At 59.2% G+C, this 20773-nt stretch carries 15 protein-coding genes, 1 tRNA gene and 1 riboswitch; of the genes, 6 read left to right on the forward strand and 10 right to left on the reverse strand.

What is annotated here, in order from left to right:
* Positions 1–15 precede the first annotated feature (15 nt).
* Positions 16–92: transfer RNA gene (locus ACWNRM_RS12695), tRNA-Met, on the forward strand.
* Positions 93–798: 706 nt separating this feature from the next.
* On the opposite strand, the gene ACWNRM_RS12700 is transcribed toward ACWNRM_RS12695, so the two are convergent.
* Entirely contained in the window at positions 799–2007 is a 1209-nt protein-coding gene (locus ACWNRM_RS12700; protein WP_485171163.1) for a cation:proton antiporter, read from the reverse strand.
* 200 nt (positions 2008–2207) lie between these two features.
* Between ACWNRM_RS12700 and ACWNRM_RS12705 the strand changes: the two genes are divergently transcribed.
* Complete coding sequence (locus tag ACWNRM_RS12705; RefSeq protein ID WP_485171164.1) at positions 2208–3026, forward strand: M48 family metallopeptidase; 819 nt, start codon at positions 2208–2210, stop codon at positions 3024–3026.
* A 112-nt stretch (positions 3027–3138) separates the two neighbouring features.
* Here the strand turns inward: ACWNRM_RS12705 and ACWNRM_RS12710 are convergent, their stop codons facing one another.
* The 6 genes from ACWNRM_RS12710 to ACWNRM_RS12735 form a co-directional block, all read right to left on the reverse strand.
* Positions 3139–5370 carry a TonB-dependent receptor gene (locus ACWNRM_RS12710; RefSeq protein ID WP_485171165.1) on the reverse strand — a complete coding sequence of 744 codons (2232 nt, stop codon included), beginning with the start codon at positions 5368–5370 and terminating at the stop codon, positions 3139–3141.
* A gap of 87 nt (positions 5371–5457) precedes the next feature.
* Positions 5458–5661: riboswitch (cobalamin riboswitch) on the reverse strand.
* A gap of 239 nt (positions 5662–5900) precedes the next feature.
* Positions 5901–7922: a phosphocholine-specific phospholipase C gene (locus ACWNRM_RS12715; protein ID WP_485171166.1), complete on the reverse strand. Its 2022-nt coding sequence runs from the start codon at positions 7920–7922 to the stop codon at positions 5901–5903.
* A 17-nt stretch (positions 7923–7939) separates the two neighbouring features.
* Positions 7940–10333, reverse strand: a complete 2394-nt coding sequence (locus tag ACWNRM_RS12720; RefSeq protein WP_485171167.1) for a TonB-dependent receptor — start codon at positions 10331–10333, stop codon at positions 7940–7942.
* 134 nt (positions 10334–10467) lie between these two features.
* Positions 10468–10902: a DUF2809 domain-containing protein gene (locus ACWNRM_RS12725; protein WP_485172224.1), complete on the reverse strand. Its 435-nt coding sequence runs from the start codon at positions 10900–10902 to the stop codon at positions 10468–10470.
* Positions 10899–11777, reverse strand: coding sequence for a DUF817 domain-containing protein (locus tag ACWNRM_RS12730; protein WP_485171169.1), 879 nt, complete (start codon positions 11775–11777; stop codon positions 10899–10901). The genes ACWNRM_RS12725 and ACWNRM_RS12730 overlap by 4 nt, the downstream gene beginning before the upstream one ends.
* A 102-nt stretch (positions 11778–11879) precedes the next feature.
* The gene (locus ACWNRM_RS12735; RefSeq protein WP_485171170.1) at positions 11880–14162 is read right to left on the reverse strand and encodes a TonB-dependent receptor domain-containing protein; all 2283 of its coding nucleotides are present in this window, start codon (positions 14160–14162) and stop codon (positions 11880–11882) included.
* A gap of 157 nt (positions 14163–14319) precedes the next feature.
* Between ACWNRM_RS12735 and ACWNRM_RS12740 the strand changes: the two genes are divergently transcribed.
* Genes ACWNRM_RS12740 through hmuQ form a run of 4 tightly spaced genes read left to right on the forward strand, consistent with a single transcriptional unit; the run spans position 14320 to position 17436 of the window.
* Positions 14320–15252: a heme/hemin ABC transporter substrate-binding protein gene (locus ACWNRM_RS12740; RefSeq protein WP_485171171.1), complete on the forward strand. Its 933-nt coding sequence runs from the start codon at positions 14320–14322 to the stop codon at positions 15250–15252.
* Positions 15249–16265 (forward strand): FecCD family ABC transporter permease, encoded by a 1017-nt coding sequence (locus tag ACWNRM_RS12745; protein WP_485171172.1) that lies wholly within the window; start codon positions 15249–15251, stop codon positions 16263–16265. Before ACWNRM_RS12740 ends, ACWNRM_RS12745 begins: the two co-directional genes overlap by 4 nt.
* Positions 16266–16270: 5 nt before the next feature.
* Positions 16271–17089 (forward strand): ATP-binding cassette domain-containing protein, encoded by an 819-nt coding sequence (locus tag ACWNRM_RS12750; protein WP_485171209.1) that lies wholly within the window; start codon positions 16271–16273, stop codon positions 17087–17089.
* A 32-nt stretch (positions 17090–17121) separates the two neighbouring features.
* The gene (gene hmuQ, locus ACWNRM_RS12755) at positions 17122–17436 is read left to right on the forward strand and encodes a heme-degrading protein HmuQ (RefSeq protein ID WP_031241083.1); all 315 of its coding nucleotides are present in this window, start codon (positions 17122–17124) and stop codon (positions 17434–17436) included.
* A gap of 173 nt (positions 17437–17609) precedes the next feature.
* Here hmuQ and ACWNRM_RS12760 read toward each other — a convergent pair whose 3' ends face one another.
* The 3 genes from ACWNRM_RS12760 to ACWNRM_RS12770 are packed head-to-tail and all read right to left on the reverse strand — an operon-like array spanning position 17610 to position 20653.
* On the reverse strand, positions 17610–18119 hold the full coding sequence (locus ACWNRM_RS12760) for a CinA family protein (RefSeq protein WP_485171173.1): 510 nt from the start codon (positions 18117–18119) through the stop codon (positions 17610–17612).
* Entirely contained in the window at positions 18112–20070 is a 1959-nt protein-coding gene (locus tag ACWNRM_RS12765; protein ID WP_485171174.1) for a lytic transglycosylase domain-containing protein, read from the reverse strand. Before ACWNRM_RS12765 ends, ACWNRM_RS12760 begins: the two co-directional genes overlap by 8 nt.
* A complete protein-coding gene (locus tag ACWNRM_RS12770) occupies positions 20057–20653 on the reverse strand; it encodes a TerC family protein (RefSeq protein WP_485171175.1) in 597 nt (198 codons plus the stop codon). Before ACWNRM_RS12770 ends, ACWNRM_RS12765 begins: the two co-directional genes overlap by 14 nt.
* Positions 20654–20773: the final 120 nt, after the last annotated feature.

Below are 20773 nucleotides of genomic sequence, written 5' to 3' on the forward strand. Positions count from 1 at the left end.
ACACCCCAACACCCTCGCGGGGTGGAGCAGCCCGGTAGCTCGTCAGGCTCATAACCTGAAGGCCGCAGGTTCAAATCCTGCCCCCGCAACCAAAATCCCCCACATATAGACACAATCCAGACATAGCGCCTCAGCTTCACTGCAAGAGGCGTTTTTGGCGTTCCAAGCCTTACACCCAAAGCCCGCGTTTGACAGCGCAATCATCCTGCACCCCATCGTGATCTGGTGATCTGGTGATCTGGTGATCTGGTGATCTGGTGATCTGGTGATCTACACGTTTAGTGTCCCAGGTAATGGAAATGTGGCCGATGAGATCCTCCGCTCGGTTCCCAAAGAGTGCAGGACAACGGAAGGGTGGCTCGGGCCCTCGTCAAGTTTGGTAATCGTCGCACGGTAGAGCTCGGCCATATTAGGCGACGGGGTCGGTGTAGAAGTCTGGACCTGTGTTGCAGCATCGCATTGCCGTTTACGCCGTGCTTCCCAAGCGACCAATTCGGCTTCTGTGGTTCGGTTGCAGACTCCTGGCTTGATGGCGGTCGTCACGTTCGCGATTTCTCTTTCCGTCCGAGCGAGGGAGCTTCGCAGACGGCTCACCGCATTTCCACGGCATGAAGCCTGATACCACTAATAGAAGGCAAAAACCGGAATATTGCCGCGGTATCCCTGCGGCCGAACTATCATCTGCGCGAGTGCCCTTGGCCTTTGTCAAGCAATGAAGCGCCACCAGCTGTGTCGACTAGCCTCACCGCCGAAGGTCGTGGCGCGCCAGTTTGAAACGCCGGCGACGCCTCCGCTTGATCAGACAGATCTTGGTTTGAAAAGGTGGAACATCGGGCCAGTCAGCAACGTGGAGATAACGGCCAGAACCATGAGCGAGGCAAAGGCAAATTCGGAGAGCATACCCTGCTCGTGGAGTATGGTCGCAGCAACGATCTCCATGAGACCTTTGCACTGCAGGAGTGCACCAAGGCCGAGTGTTTGACGCCTCGAAAGGCTGGACGAGGGGGGAAAGGCATAGATCGAGCCAATCTTGGCGATGATGGATATGGCCACAAGTGAGAGAGAGGCGAGAACCGACGGCCAGGTAAGGGCATCGCCATCGATACGCAGGCCACTATGACCAAAGAACAGCGGCGCAATCCAGATAAGGCACAAGGTCGAGATGGCTTCAAATGGCAGACACCTTACCCATGACGGAGGCATGAAGGCTCCAGCGAAATACGCCCCGATCAATTCGTGTAAACCCAGCGTCATGCTGGCCCAGGAACCAAGGCTGAGATAAATCGGCACCACTGCCCAGATCAGGGCTTTGGGCGGATTACGAACGTGACGTGACGCCAATGAGCCAACGACGCCGAGGCCAACCAGAAGGATCAAGGCGAGGCATTGCCTGAGGCCCCAGCTTTGCATCGCTGATTGTCGCTCAGCAGCGAATTGCAGGAGGGCAAGTCCGATCCACAGCGTCGCATCGTCAATTACAGCCAACTTGAGAGCGAGCTGTCCGATCGGTTTGTCTCGCACAGGCAACTCGCGAACGATGCCGATGAGGACCGGGAGCGCACTGACGGCAATACACAATCCGATGGACGCAGCGCCAATGAGCGGGGAAACGGCTGGCGCATGCCAGCCCGGGAGTGGCAGAAAGAAGCAATAAACGAGAACCGTGCCGATCAGAAAGGGAGCGCCGAGCGCCGAAGCTGCGCCTCCCAGGAGGCGAGGCAGGCTGGGTGCAGGTATCTGGCTTTCCCGGTTTTCACCCTCGGGATGCTGCCACATCTCCATCCCTGCAGAGAAAGCGAGGACGAGAACTGCGACCCAGCCTATCGTATCACCGTAGAATGACGGGACGCCGACAGATTTGAGAGGCAGATGCCATACGGCGGCGAGAATGCCGATGAGGATCGGGATCACGGCAATTGGTATGGCGCGACCGAGCAGACGCCACAGGATCCAGGGAACAAAGACGAATAAACCCAAATCCGCGATGAGCGCCGTAAGATCGTTCATACCTGTCCTTTTCGTTCTGCACGGAAAGATAGCTCAATACCTGAACCGAGGGAAATCTGCACAAGGGTCGATGGTCTCCCCAGACGCATTATGTCTCGTGCACTTGGATGAAACGGTAAATCACATGCAGATTACTTTACCTGTTGATACTGCTTGTCTTGCTCATAGAACTATAACGAGAAGAAGGGCGTCACACAGCCATGACATCTGACATCAAACAATATCGCCATGCCAAGGAGAGACTTTACGGTGGGACCCTGACAGTTCTCGGGGCCGTTGTCTGGCTCATTCTGTTGGCTGCTTTCGTCATGGTAGCGCTTGTGCGCCCGAACGGTCTGGCCCAACTCGTGGTAATCGCTCTCTATCTCGGCGTGCTCGGCGCAATCAGTCTTGTCGCAGCTGCGCTTTATCGGGCCTATGCGCTTGGCAACATGGTCGCACTCTCCTCCAGTCAGTTTCCTGAACTCCATGCGACGTTTGCTGAAGTCAGCCAGAGGCTTGGCCTGCAAGAAGTGCCACATGCCTTCATCTACAACTCGCACGGCATCACAAACGCCTTTGCCATACGCCTGCTTCGTGGGCGCTATGTGTTCCTGACATCGGCTATCATCGAGACAGACACAGATGCGCAACTCCGCTTCATCATGGGTCATGAGATTGCCCATCATGTGCTGGGGCATCTTGATGGCTTTAAGACTTTCCTTCGTGCGCCGGCCTATCTGGTACCGCTCCTTTACCGTGCCTATTCGCGCGGACGCGAATATAGCTGCGATGCCGTAGGCGCTTCGATACTGCCGGATTATCGTGACGGTGTAGGGGCGTTGCAGATGCTCGCTTGCGGAGCACGGCGCCTCAATACGTCAATGAATGCTGAGGCTTTTGCCGAGCAGGAGGCACAGGTGCCGGGCATGGCTGGCTTTGTGGTGGAGATCATGTCTACCCATCCGCGCCTCACGCGACGCGTTTCACGTCTCATCGCGCTTTTCGCAACACCCGAACAGAAACACGGCGCTGTCTGACCCGTCGCGTTCTATAGACAGGCGTTATTGGGTTGGATGACACACGGGGATTTTAGCAAGGGGAGGTGGTCCCCGTCTGGATGACGAGGGAGGCATTACGCCTCCCAGGCTTTCAAAAGGAAGCCTGCATGCTGATCGTGAATGACCGAGGCGCGCCGATCAGGACCTCGCTTGGATAGCTGGTATCCGCCCATTGCACGTAATGCTTGTTGGCAAGATTATCGATCCGGCCATACAGGGTGATCCCCTTATAGACGTGCCAGCCAGCAAACACGTTCACAAGGGCATAGTCCTTCAGCGTAAGGGTATTGGCATAGTCCCCCTTGCGTGCCGAGACGTAACGCACGCCCGCGCCCAGATCGAGCGGCAGGTTGAAAACGCTCGACCATACGCCCCATAGATTGGCCGTCACCGCCGGGACGTCCGGAACCTGATTGCCGCTCGCATCGGTCGAGGCATTCGGGAAGAACGTGCCGTAACGGGCATAGGCATAGGCCACGTTCCCCGAGACGCTCCAGTGCCGGTTAATACGCCAATCGGCCTGCCACTCCAGACCGCGTGATTTCTGGCCGCCGGCTGTCGAGACACTGTCCTGTCCGGTCTGGACCAGCACCCTCGTCCTACGGATATCGAAGAAGGACAGGGTTGTGACGAGCCGTCCCGAGAGAGCGCTTGCTTTGAGCCCAATCTCTCCCTGACGTGAGTGACTCAATCGGGAGAATTGCCCCCGATTGGCAAGGAAAAGATTGGAGCCCGGTGGGTCTTCAGCGGTGGTATAAACCCCATACAGGCTCAGATTGGGCAACAGGTCAAAAACCGGACCGATGCGGAAATTGGCCGGATTGTAATGCCCCTTGAAGCTGGTGGACGCATTGAACTGGCCATTCTGGTTGAAGTTCTGCCTGTCGAGCGAAAGCCAGTCATATCTGAACCCTCCCACCAGCCGCAGCCTGTCGGTGATCGAGAGGGTATCCTCAAGAAAGAGCCCCGCATCGATCATGGTCGTGGGAGATTTACGGTAGGGATACTCCCCGGCAAACGACCCGAGTGCGCCGCCCTCAGGGCTCGTCAATGAGACGCTGTCGGCATAATCCGCATCGGGAAAGCCGCGATTGCGGATAAAGCGAATGTAGTAGGCATCTCCGCCGATCACGAGGCGATTGCGTAACCCGAAAAGGGGGTAATCGAAACGGGCATCGACGCTGTCTCCAAGCTGATGCTGGTTCTGATAGACATAGAAGCGATCGCGGCCGATCCGGCCCGGCATGATTGCCTGTCCGCCTGCATCAGTGGCGCCGGGTGACGCGATATAGCTGTAGGTCTCTGCATTGTCCCAGCGACGTTTGGCATACAGGAAATAGGCCTTGTCGTGCAGTGAGACATGGTCACTGGCAGCCCAGTCCAGATGCAGCGTCGGCGTCGCATTCACAGAGCTCGCCCGTGGGTTGGCTACATTGTAGTTGCGCCACAGCGAGGCTCGGCTGATGACAAGTCCCTGAGTTGAATGGAGCAACCCACCAGCTGCGTCTTTTACTGCAGAGCCCGGTACGAGCGGCGCACCGTAATAGGTCGAGAGATTATCGGTCAGGTAATCGACGGTAAAACGTGCCGTGAACTTTGCGTCCGGGTGCCACAGAAGCGTGGTGGTCCAGTCATTGCTACGCGGGCTGGCGCCTTTGACATAGCCATCAGATGAGGTTCGGCTGAAATCGCTTCGTATCGCCAGGGTACGGGTGAGGGGCACTGACCCGCCAATGCCGGCATTCCAGCTATTGAAGCTCCCGTAGGAGAGCAGGGCGTTGGCATGTACATGATCCATGTCCGGCGTGCGCGTGCGCATATCCACGGTACCGCCGACAGCACCCTGGCCATAAAGAACGGAGGAGGGGCCTTTCAGGATCTCGACCGCCTCGAGATTGAAGGCGTTGAGTGGCCGGTTCACCATGGTTGTGGGACCGAAATAGAAACCGTCGCGCAGGATCAGCACCTGGTTGCCGCTGAAACCGCGCATCATGAGCTGGGCCGGATTGCCGGGCGAGCCACCTGAGGTCACACCCGGTGCGAAATCGGCAGCATCTTCGGCATGCACATAGCCGCGCTGCGAGATGATCTTCTGATCGATAATCGAGATCGAGGCCGGATTATGCTGGAGACTGAGTCCGAGCCGGCCGCCTATGGCTGGGCGTGCCTTGAGGCCGGTACTCTCACCATGAGCCGTAATGTACTCGTCGTTGCTGCCCTGCTCCTGAGCGAGGGCAGCTGGTGAAAGCGGCAGAAAGCCAAGTGCAGGCGCGATTGAGATCCCTGTCAGGAGACAAGCCCTGAGTGAGCGCATGGGGCGCATGATATGTGTTCTATCCCGTGTTCACGTCACTACGATGGGCAGCGTTTCCCCTGCCACCTGCAGGACACCCCGCCCGCCGGTTCTCGTCCGTGACCCCGTGTGATGGCAGGTCTCCTGACTTGTGCGTCATGATGTGCGAACTGGCCTTCCCGGGGGGATAGTCCCAGTGGCTGAACCCTTGGCGGGTCCACGTTCGCACACTCTTCACCTACAGTTGCGGGGGCAGTCATGGCGTTCGACCATGTTCCCTTTTCATCCCGTCTCCGGAACACCATCGGCTCGGACCCTAGCTTTTCAACCTGTGCTGTCAATGCTGCGCGGGTCATGGTCTATAGTTTGGCTTTTCCTTGCGTCTATTTTACGACAGCGCTGCCGGCCTCGGGTGTGCAGGCCCGCGACGGCACAAACGTTCCCCACGCGCTCGGGAGAAAGGGTCACGCCTTAATGAGGCCCTGTCCCTGTTCTGGCGACTATGGCTGTGTCGTTTTCGCTAACGATTACGCACGTCGTTTTTCCGATGAGACAGGCTTTCAGGCCGGGTTCCCACGCCCGAAATGCGGGTCCGACCGGCTGGGCGATCCGTTTTCGACATGACCTGCGAGAGAGAGAACAAGCTTGCCCGAACGGGTGACGCAATCGACGTGGTACCAGTGGTCACTCGCGACAACCGGGATGGTATGTTGCAAAATCTGCCCCGGTTGTAAGGAAAGGTCCTGTCGCTGCCCGGTGTAGTGATCGATGAGCGAGAGAACGACGGGCTCGTTTGCACCGGTCCCCTGTCCCGCGTAGTTTAAGGACAGATGCAGGCTGTTTCCGCTCGCCTGTGAAGTCAGGCCAATGCGGCTCTCGGGATCATGGAGACGGTAGAACCCGTTCGGCCCGTAGATCTCGACCGTGCCTGAGGCCGAACAGTGGAACACAGCCGTTGTCTTGCCTGCAACGGTCAGATGTTGGCTTGCCTCACCCGTCTGACGGATACGAAAAACCACACCCTGCTCGGCCGTGTTGGCAAAGACCAGTTTCGTCGACACATCGGCATGGCTGGTAACAGCGAAGCGATAAGGCAGAGCCCGGCTCGGACGCTGACCGGCCTCCTGCAGGGGCAGGCTGCCATGCTCCGGTACGAGCGGAGGCGGGTGTGCACAGGAAATTCGTGTCTGGGGCAGATACGCGCTCGTGTCAGGAAGAGCCACGGACCACTTCGCATCAGGCTTGCTGAAATCGAAGGCAGAGGTCAGATCGCCGCAAACCGTACGCCGCCAGGGTGTGATGGTCGGGCAGGGAACATTGAACCGCTGCTCCAGAAAGCGGATGACCGACGTATGGTCGAACACCTGTGAATTGACCCACCCGCCTTTTGTCCAGGGCGAAATGATCAGGGCGGGTACGCGAGGCCCGAGGCCGACCGGCTCGCCGTGATAGGCCTCACCGTCCGGAAGCTGGCCAGTTATTGTCTGCGTTGAGGGAACAGGCGGCGGTACATGGTCGAAAAATCCGTCATTCTCATCGTAATTCAGAATGAAAACAGTTTTGGCCCATGTATCGGGGTGTCGAACGAAAATGTCGATCAGCTTGGAAATCAGATGCTCGCCAAAGCCGGGCGGCGCTTCGGGATGCTCCGAAAGGGCCGCAGGTGGGACGATCCACGACACCTGAGGCAGCGTTCCATCAGCAATGTCCTTCTCGAAGGCCTCCAGCAGGTAGCGCCCTTCCAGTTCGTGCATGTTCTCCTTGTTTGAGCCCGGAACGACCGCGCGCGCCTGACGATATCGCCAGTCCTGCTTGTCGAGATTACGGAACTGCCTGAAGGAGGCGAGCGGATTGTCGCCAAAATTGTCGTATTCCTGGTAGAATTTCCAGGTCACCCCGGCCTCCTGAAGGCGCTCGGGATAGGTCGTCCAGTCAAAAGGTGTGAAGGCGGGATTGTCATGCGCCATATCGGCCGACCAGTTGCCGTCATCGACATTCTCGACCGCCTGTTTGCCATCAGCGCCGACGGCAAGGCCGTTTGTACCGGTAAAGAAATAGAGGCGGTTGGGATTGGTCGGGCCGAAGATGGAAGCGTGATAGGCGTCGCAAATGGTGAAGGCGTCGGCCAGCGCGTAGTAATAGGGAATTTCTGCGCGGGTAAAATACCCCATCGTCATCGGGCTTTTATGGGGGACCCAGCCATCCCACTCGTTCCACGCGGCCTGGGTGCCTTTCCAGCTATGGTCAAGGCTTTTGAGGCAGGCCGCCGAGGTATGGATCGTATCAAACAGGAAAGGCCATATGGCACGGCCGGTTGCGTCCTTCTGGGCAAAGACCGGGCTCCCATCCGCCTGCTTCTCGGCGCGCGGGTCGCCAAAACCACGCACGCCACGCAAGGTGCCGAAGTAGTGATCGAAGGCCCGGTTTTCCTGCATCAGGATAACGACATGCTGGACATCCCTGATCGTGCCGGTTTCACGATTGGCAGGGATGGCGAGGGCCTGACGCAGGTTTTCTGGTAAGATGGTCCCCGCCAGCGCGGCAGCACCGAGATGAAGGAAATGCCGACGGCTGGGTTTCATGCTGACTGCTCCGGAACTCAGTTGAAGTGCTTGCGGATCGTGAAGAAAACCATGCGCGGGGCTGCGGCCTGAAGCGTCTGGAATGTGCCGGACGGATCGGAATTGATAAAGCCGTTGCTGCCTACTGTTGCCACATAGCGCTTGTTGAACAGGTTGGAGACGTTGATCTGCGTGTCCAGACCGCGGAGCCAGAAATTATGGCTCTTGAAGCGATAGCCGAGATTCAGGTTGAACACGTCATTGGCAGGCACATAGGCATCGTTTGTATAGGTGTAGTAACGACGATCCTGGATCTGCATGAGCACATTGCCCCAGATCTGCCCGTCATCATAGCCGAGCTGCACATTGGCCAGATTGCGCGGCATGCCGACCACGTTCTTGCCCTTGATGGCGGCCGAGACCTTGCCATCAGCCATCACATCATCCTCATAGAAGGAGTTGTTGAAGGCATAGGAAGCGAAAATCGACCAGTTGGGCGCGAATTGCCAGTTCACGGCTGTATCGATACCGCGTGAGATCACCCCGCCGACATTCGACAGAACTGAGGCGTTACCCTGAATACCGACACCCTGCGTCACAGCCAGCAGGCGATTGTCGAATTCGACATAGTAGCCGGTCACGGTCGCCTGGAATGTCTTGGTGTGATAGCGGTAGCCGAGTTCTTCCGTGTTGGACATTTCGGGCTTCAGCTTGCCCTGAAGCGCCTGGAAACCGGCAACTGTGGTCGAGAAAGGCCCTGAGGTCTGGGCGCTATCGAATGCCGCCATGTTGCGCGCGTAATCCACGAAGATTTCGTGGTTATGGTTGAAACGATAATTTGCGCCGATCTGTGGCAGGAAGCCATTGGTGGCGTTGAGCGAGCCCGAGGGATAGGCCGTGGGCATGGGGGTGCCCAGATAGCTGCCGTTCATGGCGCGTGCCGTGTTGTCCACGATCAGCGACTTGAAGCCGTAATTGACCTTCAGCTTCGGCGTGATCTTCCAGGTATCACCCAGATGAACCTGATAGGTCTTGGTGTTGAAGGCACTCTGCCACTGCGTTGCGAAGGCGTTGTCACGATACCAATGGGTCGAGGAGGGTGAGCCGTCCAGCGCCAGCGGGTAGAACCGGCGTGCCTGATTGAAATTGTTGTTTTCGAACCAGAACCCGCCTTCGATGGCATGGTTGGCAATCTTGTATGTCAGGCTACCAATGAAGCCGGCGCGATGGATATCGTATTCCGTCGTGCGCGTGGATAGAGGGGAACCGCCAAGCTGTGCGGGTGTTGCCGTATAGGGCGTAACCCACACGCCTTCACCTGTGTTGGTGTGGCCATAACCCATGACATAGCCGGACAGGCGGTTATTGATCCGGAAATCGAGCTTGCCATAGCCCATGGCATCCTCGCGCAGGCCGCCTGCGTTATAATAGACGGTATCCTGATTCTCGATGCCCTTGGGAAAGGCGGTGCCATTCTGATAGGCATAGGCAATCTGCTTCGCGAGGGCGTAGTTGCCTGTGATATTGTCGAGATTATAGCCGTAGGTCTTGATCTGGGCGAGGGAGAGATCCTGATAGTCGTTCTCGGCGCGCTTGGACCAGTCACCAAAAACAGTCAGTTTCAGGTTATCGCCCAATGGCTGCACGTATTTCGCATTGGCCTGGTCCTGGCGCTGCACGCCGTCGCCCTTCCATTTATTCGCGTCCTGATGGTCATAGGACACATAGAACTTGCCGCCGCCCTTGAGCAGACCGCTATTGATGCGGGCAAAGGTCCGCCAGGTCGAGGCAGAGCCGATCGTACCGCTGACATCGGCGCCGAACTTGTCTGATGGATCGATGGAGGTGAATTGAAGCGCACCACCGAGGTCATTGGATGCTGCAACACCCACAGCCCCTGCGCCCTGCGTCAGCGTGGCGGGGCCGTTATTCTCGGTTTGCAACGCGCGACCGATGGAAAGCCCGTTATCATTGCCATAGGCCAGATTGCCCAGTGGAACGCCATCAAAGGTGAAGCCAAGCCGGCTCTGGTCGAAGCCACGGATGATGATCTGCTGCGACCATTCATAGGAGCCGAGCGGATCGGACGAGGTGAACATGACACCCGGCAGTTTCGAGAGCGCCTTGAAGGGGCTGGTGCCGGGCGTGTATTCCTGAATGGCGGTGCGGGAGATCGTCTGTGTTTCGCGGGCCTGACCAGCACCAAGCACGATAATCGACTCAGGTGACTTTGCCTCGACAGAGGTTCTTGACGCGTCGGACGTTGCGGTTACGCGCTTGCGGGCCGGCTGGTTATGTCGCGTCTTTTTCTGGCCGTGTTGAACCGCGTCACGCTGCGCGACCGAAGTATTCTGGGCCATCGCCGCAGGATGTACTGCGACAAGCAGGGCCGGAAGACTGGCCGAAATAACGAGACGATGTCTGAGTTTCATTGAGAGGAGCCGTTTCGTCCATGAGGGTCACGATGCAGCTCGTCATTATCGTGACAGGACGTATCAAAGTATTATGGTTTTATTAAAATCAGATCGGAAACAAAACATTCACCACTCTGTCACATAGTAAAACTCTAAACAGGCCTCTCTGATCTCGCTATAAGCGCGCGGGTCGCGGCCAGCGCGAACGCAATTCCCGTGATATAGGCGATCAGGTTGAGCCACGAGAATTGCTGCCCCAGCAGGAAATGTCCCACACTATTGCGCCGTAGCGTTTCTAGAGCTTCACAATGAGCCAGCTTGATACACTCGCTGGCGCCGGCCCCAAAGGCAGCGAGAAAAAGCGTGCGCCTCATGGATTTCCCACCCGTGAGCAGCAGGGCAAGGAACCAGAACATGGCCCCCCAGAGAATGGATCCGCTCCATTTTCTGGCAACCAAAGGCAAGCCAAGAGGGGCAAGGCGGCAACACAGACCTAGCGTCACGACAAGCAGACACAGCCCCATTGAGTGCAGACGCCCCAGAATTTCATGTCGAGGGGGGAGCAGACTTTTCTCCGCCGCTCTCACCGCCCTCCTGTCTCCACCGCGTTTGCGAGATGTCGCGGACGATCAGGCCGCAGAAGCAGTGTGACCGTGATGAAGGCGACGTACAGTAGCAAATACCAGGAAACGAGTTTCTGGGGATGGACGACCCATGTAAAATCACGCTTCGCGTAGAGCCATGTTCCGGTGAAGGTGCCGATATTTTCCGCAATCCACAGTGCAATGCTTGAGAAGAAGGCCGCCAGAGGCAGGGGCATGCGCCAGAAGACATCGACGATCCGATAATGGATCACGCAGTGCCGATAAAGAAGAACGGTTGCGAGAACGAGCAGCCAGCGCAGGTCCGGAAGATAATGGTGCGTGAAGAAATTGGCATAGATGGCGAGCGCCAGGAGCAGTGAAAGCCTGAAATCCGGATAAGGCTCAAAGCGCATATCGAACAGGCGTATGACACGCGCCATGTAACTGCCCACCGAGGCATACATGAAGCCCGAAAAGAGCGGCACATGAAGGATCTTGAAGAACCCGGGCTCGGGATAGGCCCATGATCCGGCGGACACCTTGAACCACTCCATGGCCGTGCCCGTGATATGGAAGGCAAGAATGATCAGGGCTTCTCTTCCGGTTTCGAGCCTGAAGAGAAGAAACAGGATCTGGGTCGCGATGGCGAACAGGAAAAGCGCGTCGTAACGGGCAATCGCCCAATATGGTGACCAGATCCAGTGTGAGACCAGAATGGCCGCAAGCATCAGCCCGCCAAACAGGCAGGCCCAGCCCTGCTTGAGGACGAAGAGAACAAAAAGACCTGAGAAGCCGTGAAGATATTTTCTGACCACACGCCCGAGTTCGTGCTCGAGATTGGCTGTTGCGCTGGCATCGGGTTGGGACGGGGCGTTCATGGCGCGGCTCCTTGTCGTTTGCCGCGCCATTGCCGCACCCCGTGCCCAAAGGCAAGAGGCGCATCCCCCGCTCTCAATACCTAGCGAGGCAGGAAGCTGCGCTCAGCGGGAGAGAGCGAAATTGAGCCCCCCCATAACGGTCAGACCCTGATTGGGAATGGTTGAGATCTGGCTCGTATAATAGCGACGATTGGTGATGTTGTCGGCATTGATGAACGCCTGAATCTGGCGCGTGATCTGGTAAGAGCCGAACATGTCGAACACTACATAACCGCCTTGCTTGGGGTAGAGTGCCGTGCTGCTTGAGGGCCTGCCCAGCGTTTGGGTGGCGGCCCGGATACGGGCACCGAGCGAGAGCTTGTTGTCGAAAAGATGCAGCCCGACCGTCCCTGCCAGAACCGAACGTGGCGGCGTGGTGAGCATGGCGCCGAAGCCGGTGTAATCGGCGCGCGGCAGCTTTGTGGTCGTATTGGTGTAGGACAGCGTTGCAAAGACCAGGCGGTTATCGTAGCGCGCCTGCCCCTCGAAGCCGTGCGTGAAGGTGTTACCCGCCATGTTCTGGTAGAAATACCCGTAGGTCGGGATATAGGAGCCAGCCGCCGGACGCCCGATCACACGCGTCTGGGCGATATAGTTCTTGATGCGCGTGTCGAAATAATCGCCGTCGAATGTCACCTTGTCGCCATCCGTCAGCACGTCACGATAATGTAGCTTGGCACCGATTTCCCAGCCATAGGTTTGCTCAGGCGCGAGATTAGGGTTGGGAATAAATTTGAGGAAGCTGAGGCCCGGATGCGAACTGGCCATGAACATCTCGGTGACGGCGGGCGGACGAAAACCGAGACCGTAGCTGCCATAAAGCTGCAGGCCGTGCACCGGCGTGACGGCCAGTGTCACCTTGGGATTGACGGCATCGGCGCCTCGGGAGGCCCTGAACGCACCCGCATTGACTGACGTGAAGCCTGAGGCCTCATTAACCCCGCTGCCAGAGGCATGATAGGTGTCGTAGCGCAGGGCACCCGTCAGCTGCACGATCTTCCAGTTCAGGGCGAGCTGGGTGAAGGCACTGCCAACCCCGCGCCCGCCGGAGGGGGTGGACCCCTCATAGCCCGTCTGGTCCTTCGTCTTGACGGAGTCATGATAGTACTCGCCGCCATAATTGAGCGACGCGAGCACGGGGCCAATCGGGAATTGCGAGGTGTTGTCCGCCTCGAAGCCCAGCGTGGTCAGGTTATATTTCGTCAGATTGGCCGCGGCGAGGGTGATGGCGCGGTAGGCCGGCATGGCATTGTCCAGCCCGGTAGAGACCACATAGCCCTTGACGTGCAGCGAGATGAGCTTGTTGTCGTGGGGGGTGAAGCGATACTCCAGATTGCCCTGGTTGTTCTGTATCTTGTTGCCCGCGTAGATGCCTTCGGTGCCCTGTCCGAATTCATTGTGATAGATGACGGTACCCAAGGTCAGGCTTTGGTCCATGCCGGGCTTGATGTCGATCTTGAACAGGCCGGACTGCATACGCTGGTAGGTATCGGGAATACGCGTGCCAGCGCCATCCTCGTAATCGCCCGAGCTGCGCATGCTGAAGGCTGCGGCCAGACCCAGCCAGGGCCGCACCCTGACACCCGCGCCGACCACGCCCGAACCATCATAATTATTGGTGCCGCCCAGTGCGCGCGCCATCACGCCATAGCGTTTGCCTGAATCGACCAGATCATCAACGCCCAGCGTGTGCATGTTCACGACACCGGCGATGGCACCCGCACCATCGGCGGTCGAGACCGTGCCACGAGAGACATCCAGCCCCGCGAGCAAGGCCGGGTCGACATAGACACTGCCATTCGCGCCATGGCTGCTGGTCTGAAAGTCCTGCCTGGCACCATCCACCATGACATTCACCCGACCGAAATCCTGCATGCCGCGTATGGAAATCGCGAGGGAGGGGGAGCCATCATTCTGGAAATAGACGCCCGGCAGCCCGGTGAGGATCATGTAGGGCTCGGTAGGGGCGACACGGAGCATGTCATTGCGGGTCAGTGTTGAACTCGCCTGCGGCACGGAGATTTCGTTCGTTCCGTGAACCTTCACGCTGGGCAGGGCGATCTCGTTGCCGCTGCTGCGGGTCACGGTGCGGGTGCGTGCTTCTGCGCGCGCCAATTGCGTGGCTCCGGTCGCGGTCGTTGTGCTCGCTGTCGCACGCTCTGATACGGGAGAGGCGTGTGCGCTGCCAGTCGGCGTGTGCCGGTTCTGCACCTTTTGAAGCGCGTGAGCTCCCAGATCCTGACCGGTTGACGGGCCATTGCCCGTCTGGGCGCGTGCCTGAACCGGAACGAGGGTGATCAGGGCGAGTGACGTCGAAAGAGAAAGTACCCGGCGGGTAGTGATCATGGCGTTGGCCCTGCGAGTCGGTGAATGATGTTGCGAACGGTTATTGAGAATGACTCGCACTTGCAAGATGTAAAAACATCCTTTAAAGCACCGCTCCATCGGGTGAGGGAAACCGGCCACACAGCCCCCATGTCCCCGCAGAAAAGGGTCAGGAACCATGAGCATCAGGTTGTTTGGACGGCGTCAGTTCGGGCTCTCGGCATTGGCAACCGGCGTTTCCGGAGCCACTTCGCGTGCTGCGCGGGCCGGTGAGGCACGCCTCGTACGCGTAGAAGATTGTCGCGGGCGTCATGTCACACTGGGCACCATGCAACGCATGGTTTCCATTGGTGGCACGATTACCGAGACACTTTATGCGCTGGGTGTCGGAGAGCGGATCATCGGGGTGGATATTACCTCGACCTACCCGGTGGCAGCCCTGCGCGAAAAGAAATCGGTCGGTTATATGAGGCAGCTTTCATCGGAAGGGGTCTTGTCCCTACGGCCCGATCTGGTGCTCGCGATGAACGATTCCGGGCCACCCAACGCGCTCGATCAGCTTATGGAATCACCTGTCCCGATCGTTATGATCGATTCAACGCCATCTCTTGAGAGCGTGAAAAACCGTATCCTGACGCTCTCGCGCATCGTGGGTGCCGAGGAGCAGGGGGCGTCGATGGTGGTGCGTTTCGACAACCAGCTGCGCACGCTCAAGGCATGGAAAGAACTGCACCCCAAAAAGGCCCGCGTGCTGTTTGTCATGCGCGTGGTCAACGGGCGACCGATGTCCGCAGGAACCGGGACGGCGGCCGATGCCATCATAACGCTGGCGGGCGGTATCAACGCCGGAAGCGGCATGCAGGGCTACAAGGCGCTGGAGCGTGAAGCTCTGATCGGGCTGCAACCGGACGTCATTCTCATGATGAGTCAGGGCGGCCAGTCCATGCGAGATGCCCTCCTTGCGGATGAGGCCGTCAAACTCACACCCGCCGGGCAGAGAGGGGCGATTATCGACATGGAGGGGGAGAAGCTCCTGGGCTTCGGGCCGCGTACTGCTGAAGTCGCGCTTGAGCTGGCGCAGCAGATTGCCCGCCACACGTTGCCTGCATGAATGTGCGACGCCTCAACCCGGTGTCGGCCTTCGTTTTGCTGGGGCTCGGACTTGTGTCGAGCTTTCTTCTCGCTCTGGCCTCTGGCGCGACCGGTTTCGGCTTTTCCCCCCACGGCGTGAGCGATCCGCAGGTCATGCGGCTTGTCGTCATGGGCATCCGTCTGCCGCGTATCGTTCTGGCCATACTTGTTGGAGCGGGGCTCGGGGCGGCGGGGGCGGTCATGCAGGGCATGTTCCGCAACCCGCTGGCCGATCCCGGCCTCATTGGTGTGTCGTCAGGTGCAGCACTGGGAGCGACGCTGATGATCGTTCAGGGCACGTTGTGGTTTGGTGACACCGTTCTCGCCCATTGGGGCATTCCGGCGGGCGGCATGATGGGCGCCTGCGTCATGACTGCCGGGCTTCAGGCCTTTGCAACGCGTCAGGGGCGTGTTTCGACCAGTCGTCTCGTTCTTGCAGGTGTGGCACTCGGCGCTCTCGCCTCGTCCGCAACCGGCATCCTGCTTTACAGGGCCAATGATACGGCGTTGCGCGATCTGACATTCTGGACCATGGGCAGTCTCTCGGGCGTACGCTGGCCCGAGATCGAGATTCTGGCGCCGCTCACCGTTGCCTCTCTCCTGTTGCTCTGGGCACTTTCACGACCGCTCAACCTGCTGCTGGCTGGTGAGGAGAATGCCGCGCTCATGGGGTGCCATGTGAGGCGGGTAAAATATCTCTGTCTGTTCGCCGTTACGCTTGCAGTAGGGCCGGCTGTTTCGTTTTCAGGGGTGATCGGGTTTGTCGGGGTGATCGTGCCTCATCTTGTTCGCCTTGCGAGCGGGCCCGACCATCGGGTCCTTATCCCGGCAAGCGCCATGTTGGGCGCTATTCTTCTGGTTCTGTCCGACACTTTGGCCCGCGTCATTGCGCCTCCTTCCGATGTGCCGGTCGGCATTATCACGGCGGCGCTGGGTGCGCCCGTTTTCATCTGGCTTCTGATGCGCAGCAGTGATCAGGAGATACCGGCGTGAGCCTGATGCTCGATAATGTCTCTGTCTTTCATGACGGGCGTTCGTTGCTTGATGGCGTGTCCCTCACGCTCTCGCCGGGTGAGATGATTGCGGTGATTGGGCCCAACGGAGCGGGCAAGACGACGCTCATGCGCGTTGCTGCCGGATTGCTCGCGCCGAGTTCGGGCTATGTCACGCTCGATGGAGTGCCGCTTCATCATTTCTCCCCCGCCGGCCTTGCCGCCCGACGCGCCATGCTGACCCAGGACCAGAGCCTTGATGCCCGTTTTTCGGTGGGTGAACTGGTGAGGTTCGGTGTCCATGCCCGAGGCCCGTCTTGCGTGAGCCTCGACGCACTTGTTACCCGAACCCTTGAGGAAGTTGGTCTGGCTGCGTTCAGTGCGCGTGACATCACCAGTCTTTCGGGTGGGGAGCGTCAACGCGCGCATCTTGCCCGTATTCTGGTGCAGCTGCGCTGGCATGGTCATGAAGGATACCTGTTGCTGGACGAGCCCGTTTCAGCACAGGATATCGCTCGTCAGGGGCAGGTTCTGTCTCTTGCGCGGGCGTATACGGGCAAAAACGGCGTGTGCAATGACGGCGAGGCGGCAGGCAATGGCTGTCTCGCGATCCTGCACGATCTGAACTGGGCTGCCGCTTTTGCCGACAGGGTTGTGGTGCTTGCACGAGGGCGGATTTACGACGCCGGTCCTCCTGAAGATGTCATAACACCTTTCATGCTCCGGGACGTATTCGGCCTGACCGATGTTGTTCCGGGGTGCCATCGTGAGACCGGGCGGCCATTTCTGCTGCCGCATGATCTCGTTCTGCCCCGTTCCTCATAAATAATATCAATAAAGTTGTGAAAGTATCGTCGATGTATATTGCCATGAACAGATTTCAGGTCCTGCCCGAAAGCGAAGAAGCATTTCGTCAGCGCTGGCTCGACCGTGAGGTCCTGCTGACAACTGTGCCAGGATTTGTCTCGTTCTCGCTGCTGCGCGGACCGGTCAAGGATGACCATATTCTCTGGTCATCCCACACCATCTGGTCTTCAGAACAGGCATTTCGTGACTGGACTCAGTCCGAGCAGTTTCGCAAGGCGCATGCTGGTGCGGGTGGCAACAAGCCCCTGACACTGGGGCCGCCGGTATTCGAGGGCTTTGAGGTCGTCCAGCATATCGATAACTGACACTGGTGTCTCAGGGGCGAAGATGCCAACCGGCATGATTGTTTCATGCCGGTCCGGGACCTTCTGCCTTCAGTACGCTGCGCGAACCATTGCAGGGACTGTTCGTGAGACGCGTCGTCATGCCTGAGTCCCTGCACGCCACGCGCGAGAACAGGCATCGGCACGGCGTCCGCTTATGTGCCAAGACGGGTCAGGATCAGGTCGAAGGCACGCTCGACCGTGGCAGTGCGCACGTCATTGCGGTCACCGGAGAAATGAGCCGTTTCCAGGACGGGATTTCTGGTCCCTTCCATGACACACAGGCAGACCGTGCCGACGGGCTTGTCCGCCGTGCCGCCCGCCGGACCGGCTATACCGGTGACGGCAACGGCGATGGTCGCGTTTTCGGCACGGTTTAGGGCACCCATGGCCATCTCGGTCGCGACAGCTTCACTGACTGCGCCGTGACGTTCGAGGGTACGCTCGGCAACATCCAGAACATCCATCTTCATGGCGTTGGAATAGCTGACGATCCCGCCCTCGATCACGTCTGACGATCCTGCAAGCGATGTGAGCATTGCCGCAATCAGCCCCCCTGTGCAGCTTTCCGCTGTCACGAGGCGTGCCTCGCGCTGACGCAGGAAATCAAGAACGGCTTGCGCCTTGTCTGTCAGGCTGGTTGGAACGAGAGCTGATTCAGCCACGATGATTGACCTCCAGGACGCGATAGAGCGCCATATTCTCCTCGACGCGCTGGATATAGGAGCGCGTCTCCTCGTAGGGCAGGCTCTCGATCCAGTCGACCATTCCCTCCTGAGTGAGCGGCTGGGGCAGGGGGAGGTTGGCCAACCACTGATCGGTGCGATGCGGTCCCGCATTATAGGCAGAGAGAACGACCGGCACGACATTGCCAAAACGCTGTAGAAGCTGGGCCAGATAGGCGCGCCCCAGTGTGAGGTTTGTTGAAGGGTCGCGCAGGCCACTGACGCTCGTATCGATCCCGGCAAGACCTGCACGGCGGGCGACATCCCGTGCTGTCCCGGTCTGAAGCTGCATCAGGCCGATGGCCTTGGCCGGGCTCGAAACATGCGCGTCAAAACTGCTCTCCTGACGCGCGACCGCGAGGGCAAGCCCATGTGGCAGACCGTCCCCTTCAGCCTGCACGCCATCGAGAACGGGCCAGCCTTCGGGATAGAGCGCGGCGCCCAGACGACCTGTGCGACGCGCTGCGAACACAGCAGGCTCAAGCACATCGATGGACAGGCTGAACCGGGCCAGTGCCGCCTGACCGGCGGCATCCTGCACCTGGGCATAGCCCATCATCAGGAACTCACGGGCGTGGTCATCGTCACCGCGCTCATGCAGCAGGCGGGCAGCTTCGATAAGGTCACCGCGCGAGACCGGGCCGCTGGAGAGCGACGGCACGCGTGCGAGGGCCTGAGCCAGACCGGGCACGTCGCCCCCATCTGGAAGCAATGTATCGCTTGTTCCTGACAGCGCGGCCTGTGCCAATTGCCCATAAAATGTCGTGGGCATTGTGGCTGCCTGTCGCCATGCGGCATTGGCTTCGCTCTGTGCACCCTCCGCAGCGTAAGCGCGTCCAAGCCAGTAATAGCCCCGGCTTCTGGTGATCAGGCTCGTCTGACGGGTGAGGGGTGAAAATGCTTCCCGTGCCTGGGCAGGGTTTTTGACGAAACGCAGGTCGATCCACCCACGCAGGAAGCGCGCCTCCAGCGCGGAGGTGGCACTGAGGGGTAAGGTCGTGTCATCGGCCAGGATGCGCGCTTGCGGTACGTTGCCCTGCATGAGGAAAGCGCGCGCCAGACCAAGGCGCTCATTGGTCCAGTCGGTTGATGGCGCATGCTTCTGGGCGGTAAAGCCATTGCTTTGCCAGAGGGCAAAAGCGACATCCGGCGTCTCATAGCGCCGAAGCTGCCTCAGGCGTGCCAGCATGATCTGCGGTTCGGCGCGTTGTGCATCGGTAAGGGAAGCAAATTGCGCCGCTGAGTCCGGGGCGTTGGAAAGCAGCGCGATCAGGACACGCGCCGTTCCCTGACGGGAGGGAGCCAGCAGCGAAATCTGTCGTCCTGCTGCTGTGAACTGGCGCGTGCGCAGTTGGCGCTGAAAACGCGCCCAGTGATCATCAGGGGTCAGGCTCGAGGCGTATTCCGCGAGAATGAGGCTGGAATCGGTCTCTCGATCCGCGCCGTTACGCCAGATGCGACGCGCCTGGCTGGCCGCGTCGGGCAGAAGGGTCGCGCAACGCATGAAGGCCTGTGCGCCGGTAAGCGGCTCGCGTGGGCAGAGTGACGCCAGTTCGCTGTCGCTCGTGCGCGTTGCCAATGCCTGCTGGTAGCGCGACAACATGACGGAGCGTTCAGGCCACGCGGGGGTGATATCCAGAAAATCGGCATAGGCGCGTGCCGAAATCCCGGGATCAGGCTGGATCAGGGCAAGCCAGGAGTCGAGCCGTGAGGCGACATCCCCCGGTGCACTGGTAACGGGGGGAATCAACGAGGCTGCTGCTGAGCCATCGCCGCTTTCATCCGAAGCTGTGGCCTCCGCAACCGGTGGGGCAGGCTCCTGAGCATGGGTGCTGCAACCGCCAAGCAGGAGAAGGGTGCCGGTCAGAAGGAGGGATTTAGCCCGCGACATGATGCAACACCTCAATACTCCCCTTGTAGATCAGCTCACAGGCGACAAAGGCCACGATGGCGAGCCCCAGCCACGCAATCCAGCGATAGCGTTCGAGAAGTTTCGCCACGAGCGTCGCCGCCACACCCATGAGCACGACAGAGAAGGCGAGACCAGTCACAAGCACGTAGGGATGACCCAGCGAGGCACCCGCTACCGCCAGTACATTGTCTAGGCTCATGGACAGATCAGCGAGGATGATCCGGAAGATCGCCTGACCCAGCGTGCCGCTGCGCGTTTCCCCCTCGGCAGGTTCGGGGTGGCGCATCTCCTGGTACATTTTCCAGCAGACCCAGAGCAGCAGCAGCCCGCCCGCCAGGGTGAGGCCAATGACGGCCAGCAATTGCGACGCCACAAGGGCAAGAACAATACGCATGAGCGCCGCACTCGCGACGCCCACGATGATGGCCTTGCGTCGCTGGGCTGCGGGCAGGCCGCGCACCACCATGCCGATAACGACGGCGTTATCGCCCGCCAAAGTGATGTCGATCATGACAACCTGGGCAAGCGCGATCAGGGCGTGCCAGGTGAGATCAGGCGCCACATTATCCTCCACATATCTTCAGGGCCCGAAGCCTAGCGGCCAGACGGGGTACGCGCAATTATACGCACCCCAACGCAGGGTGTTCGCCTGGAAGGTGTTCGTGGCGTGCGTATTGCGGTA

The organism is Asaia sp. A2, assembly GCF_057319415.1.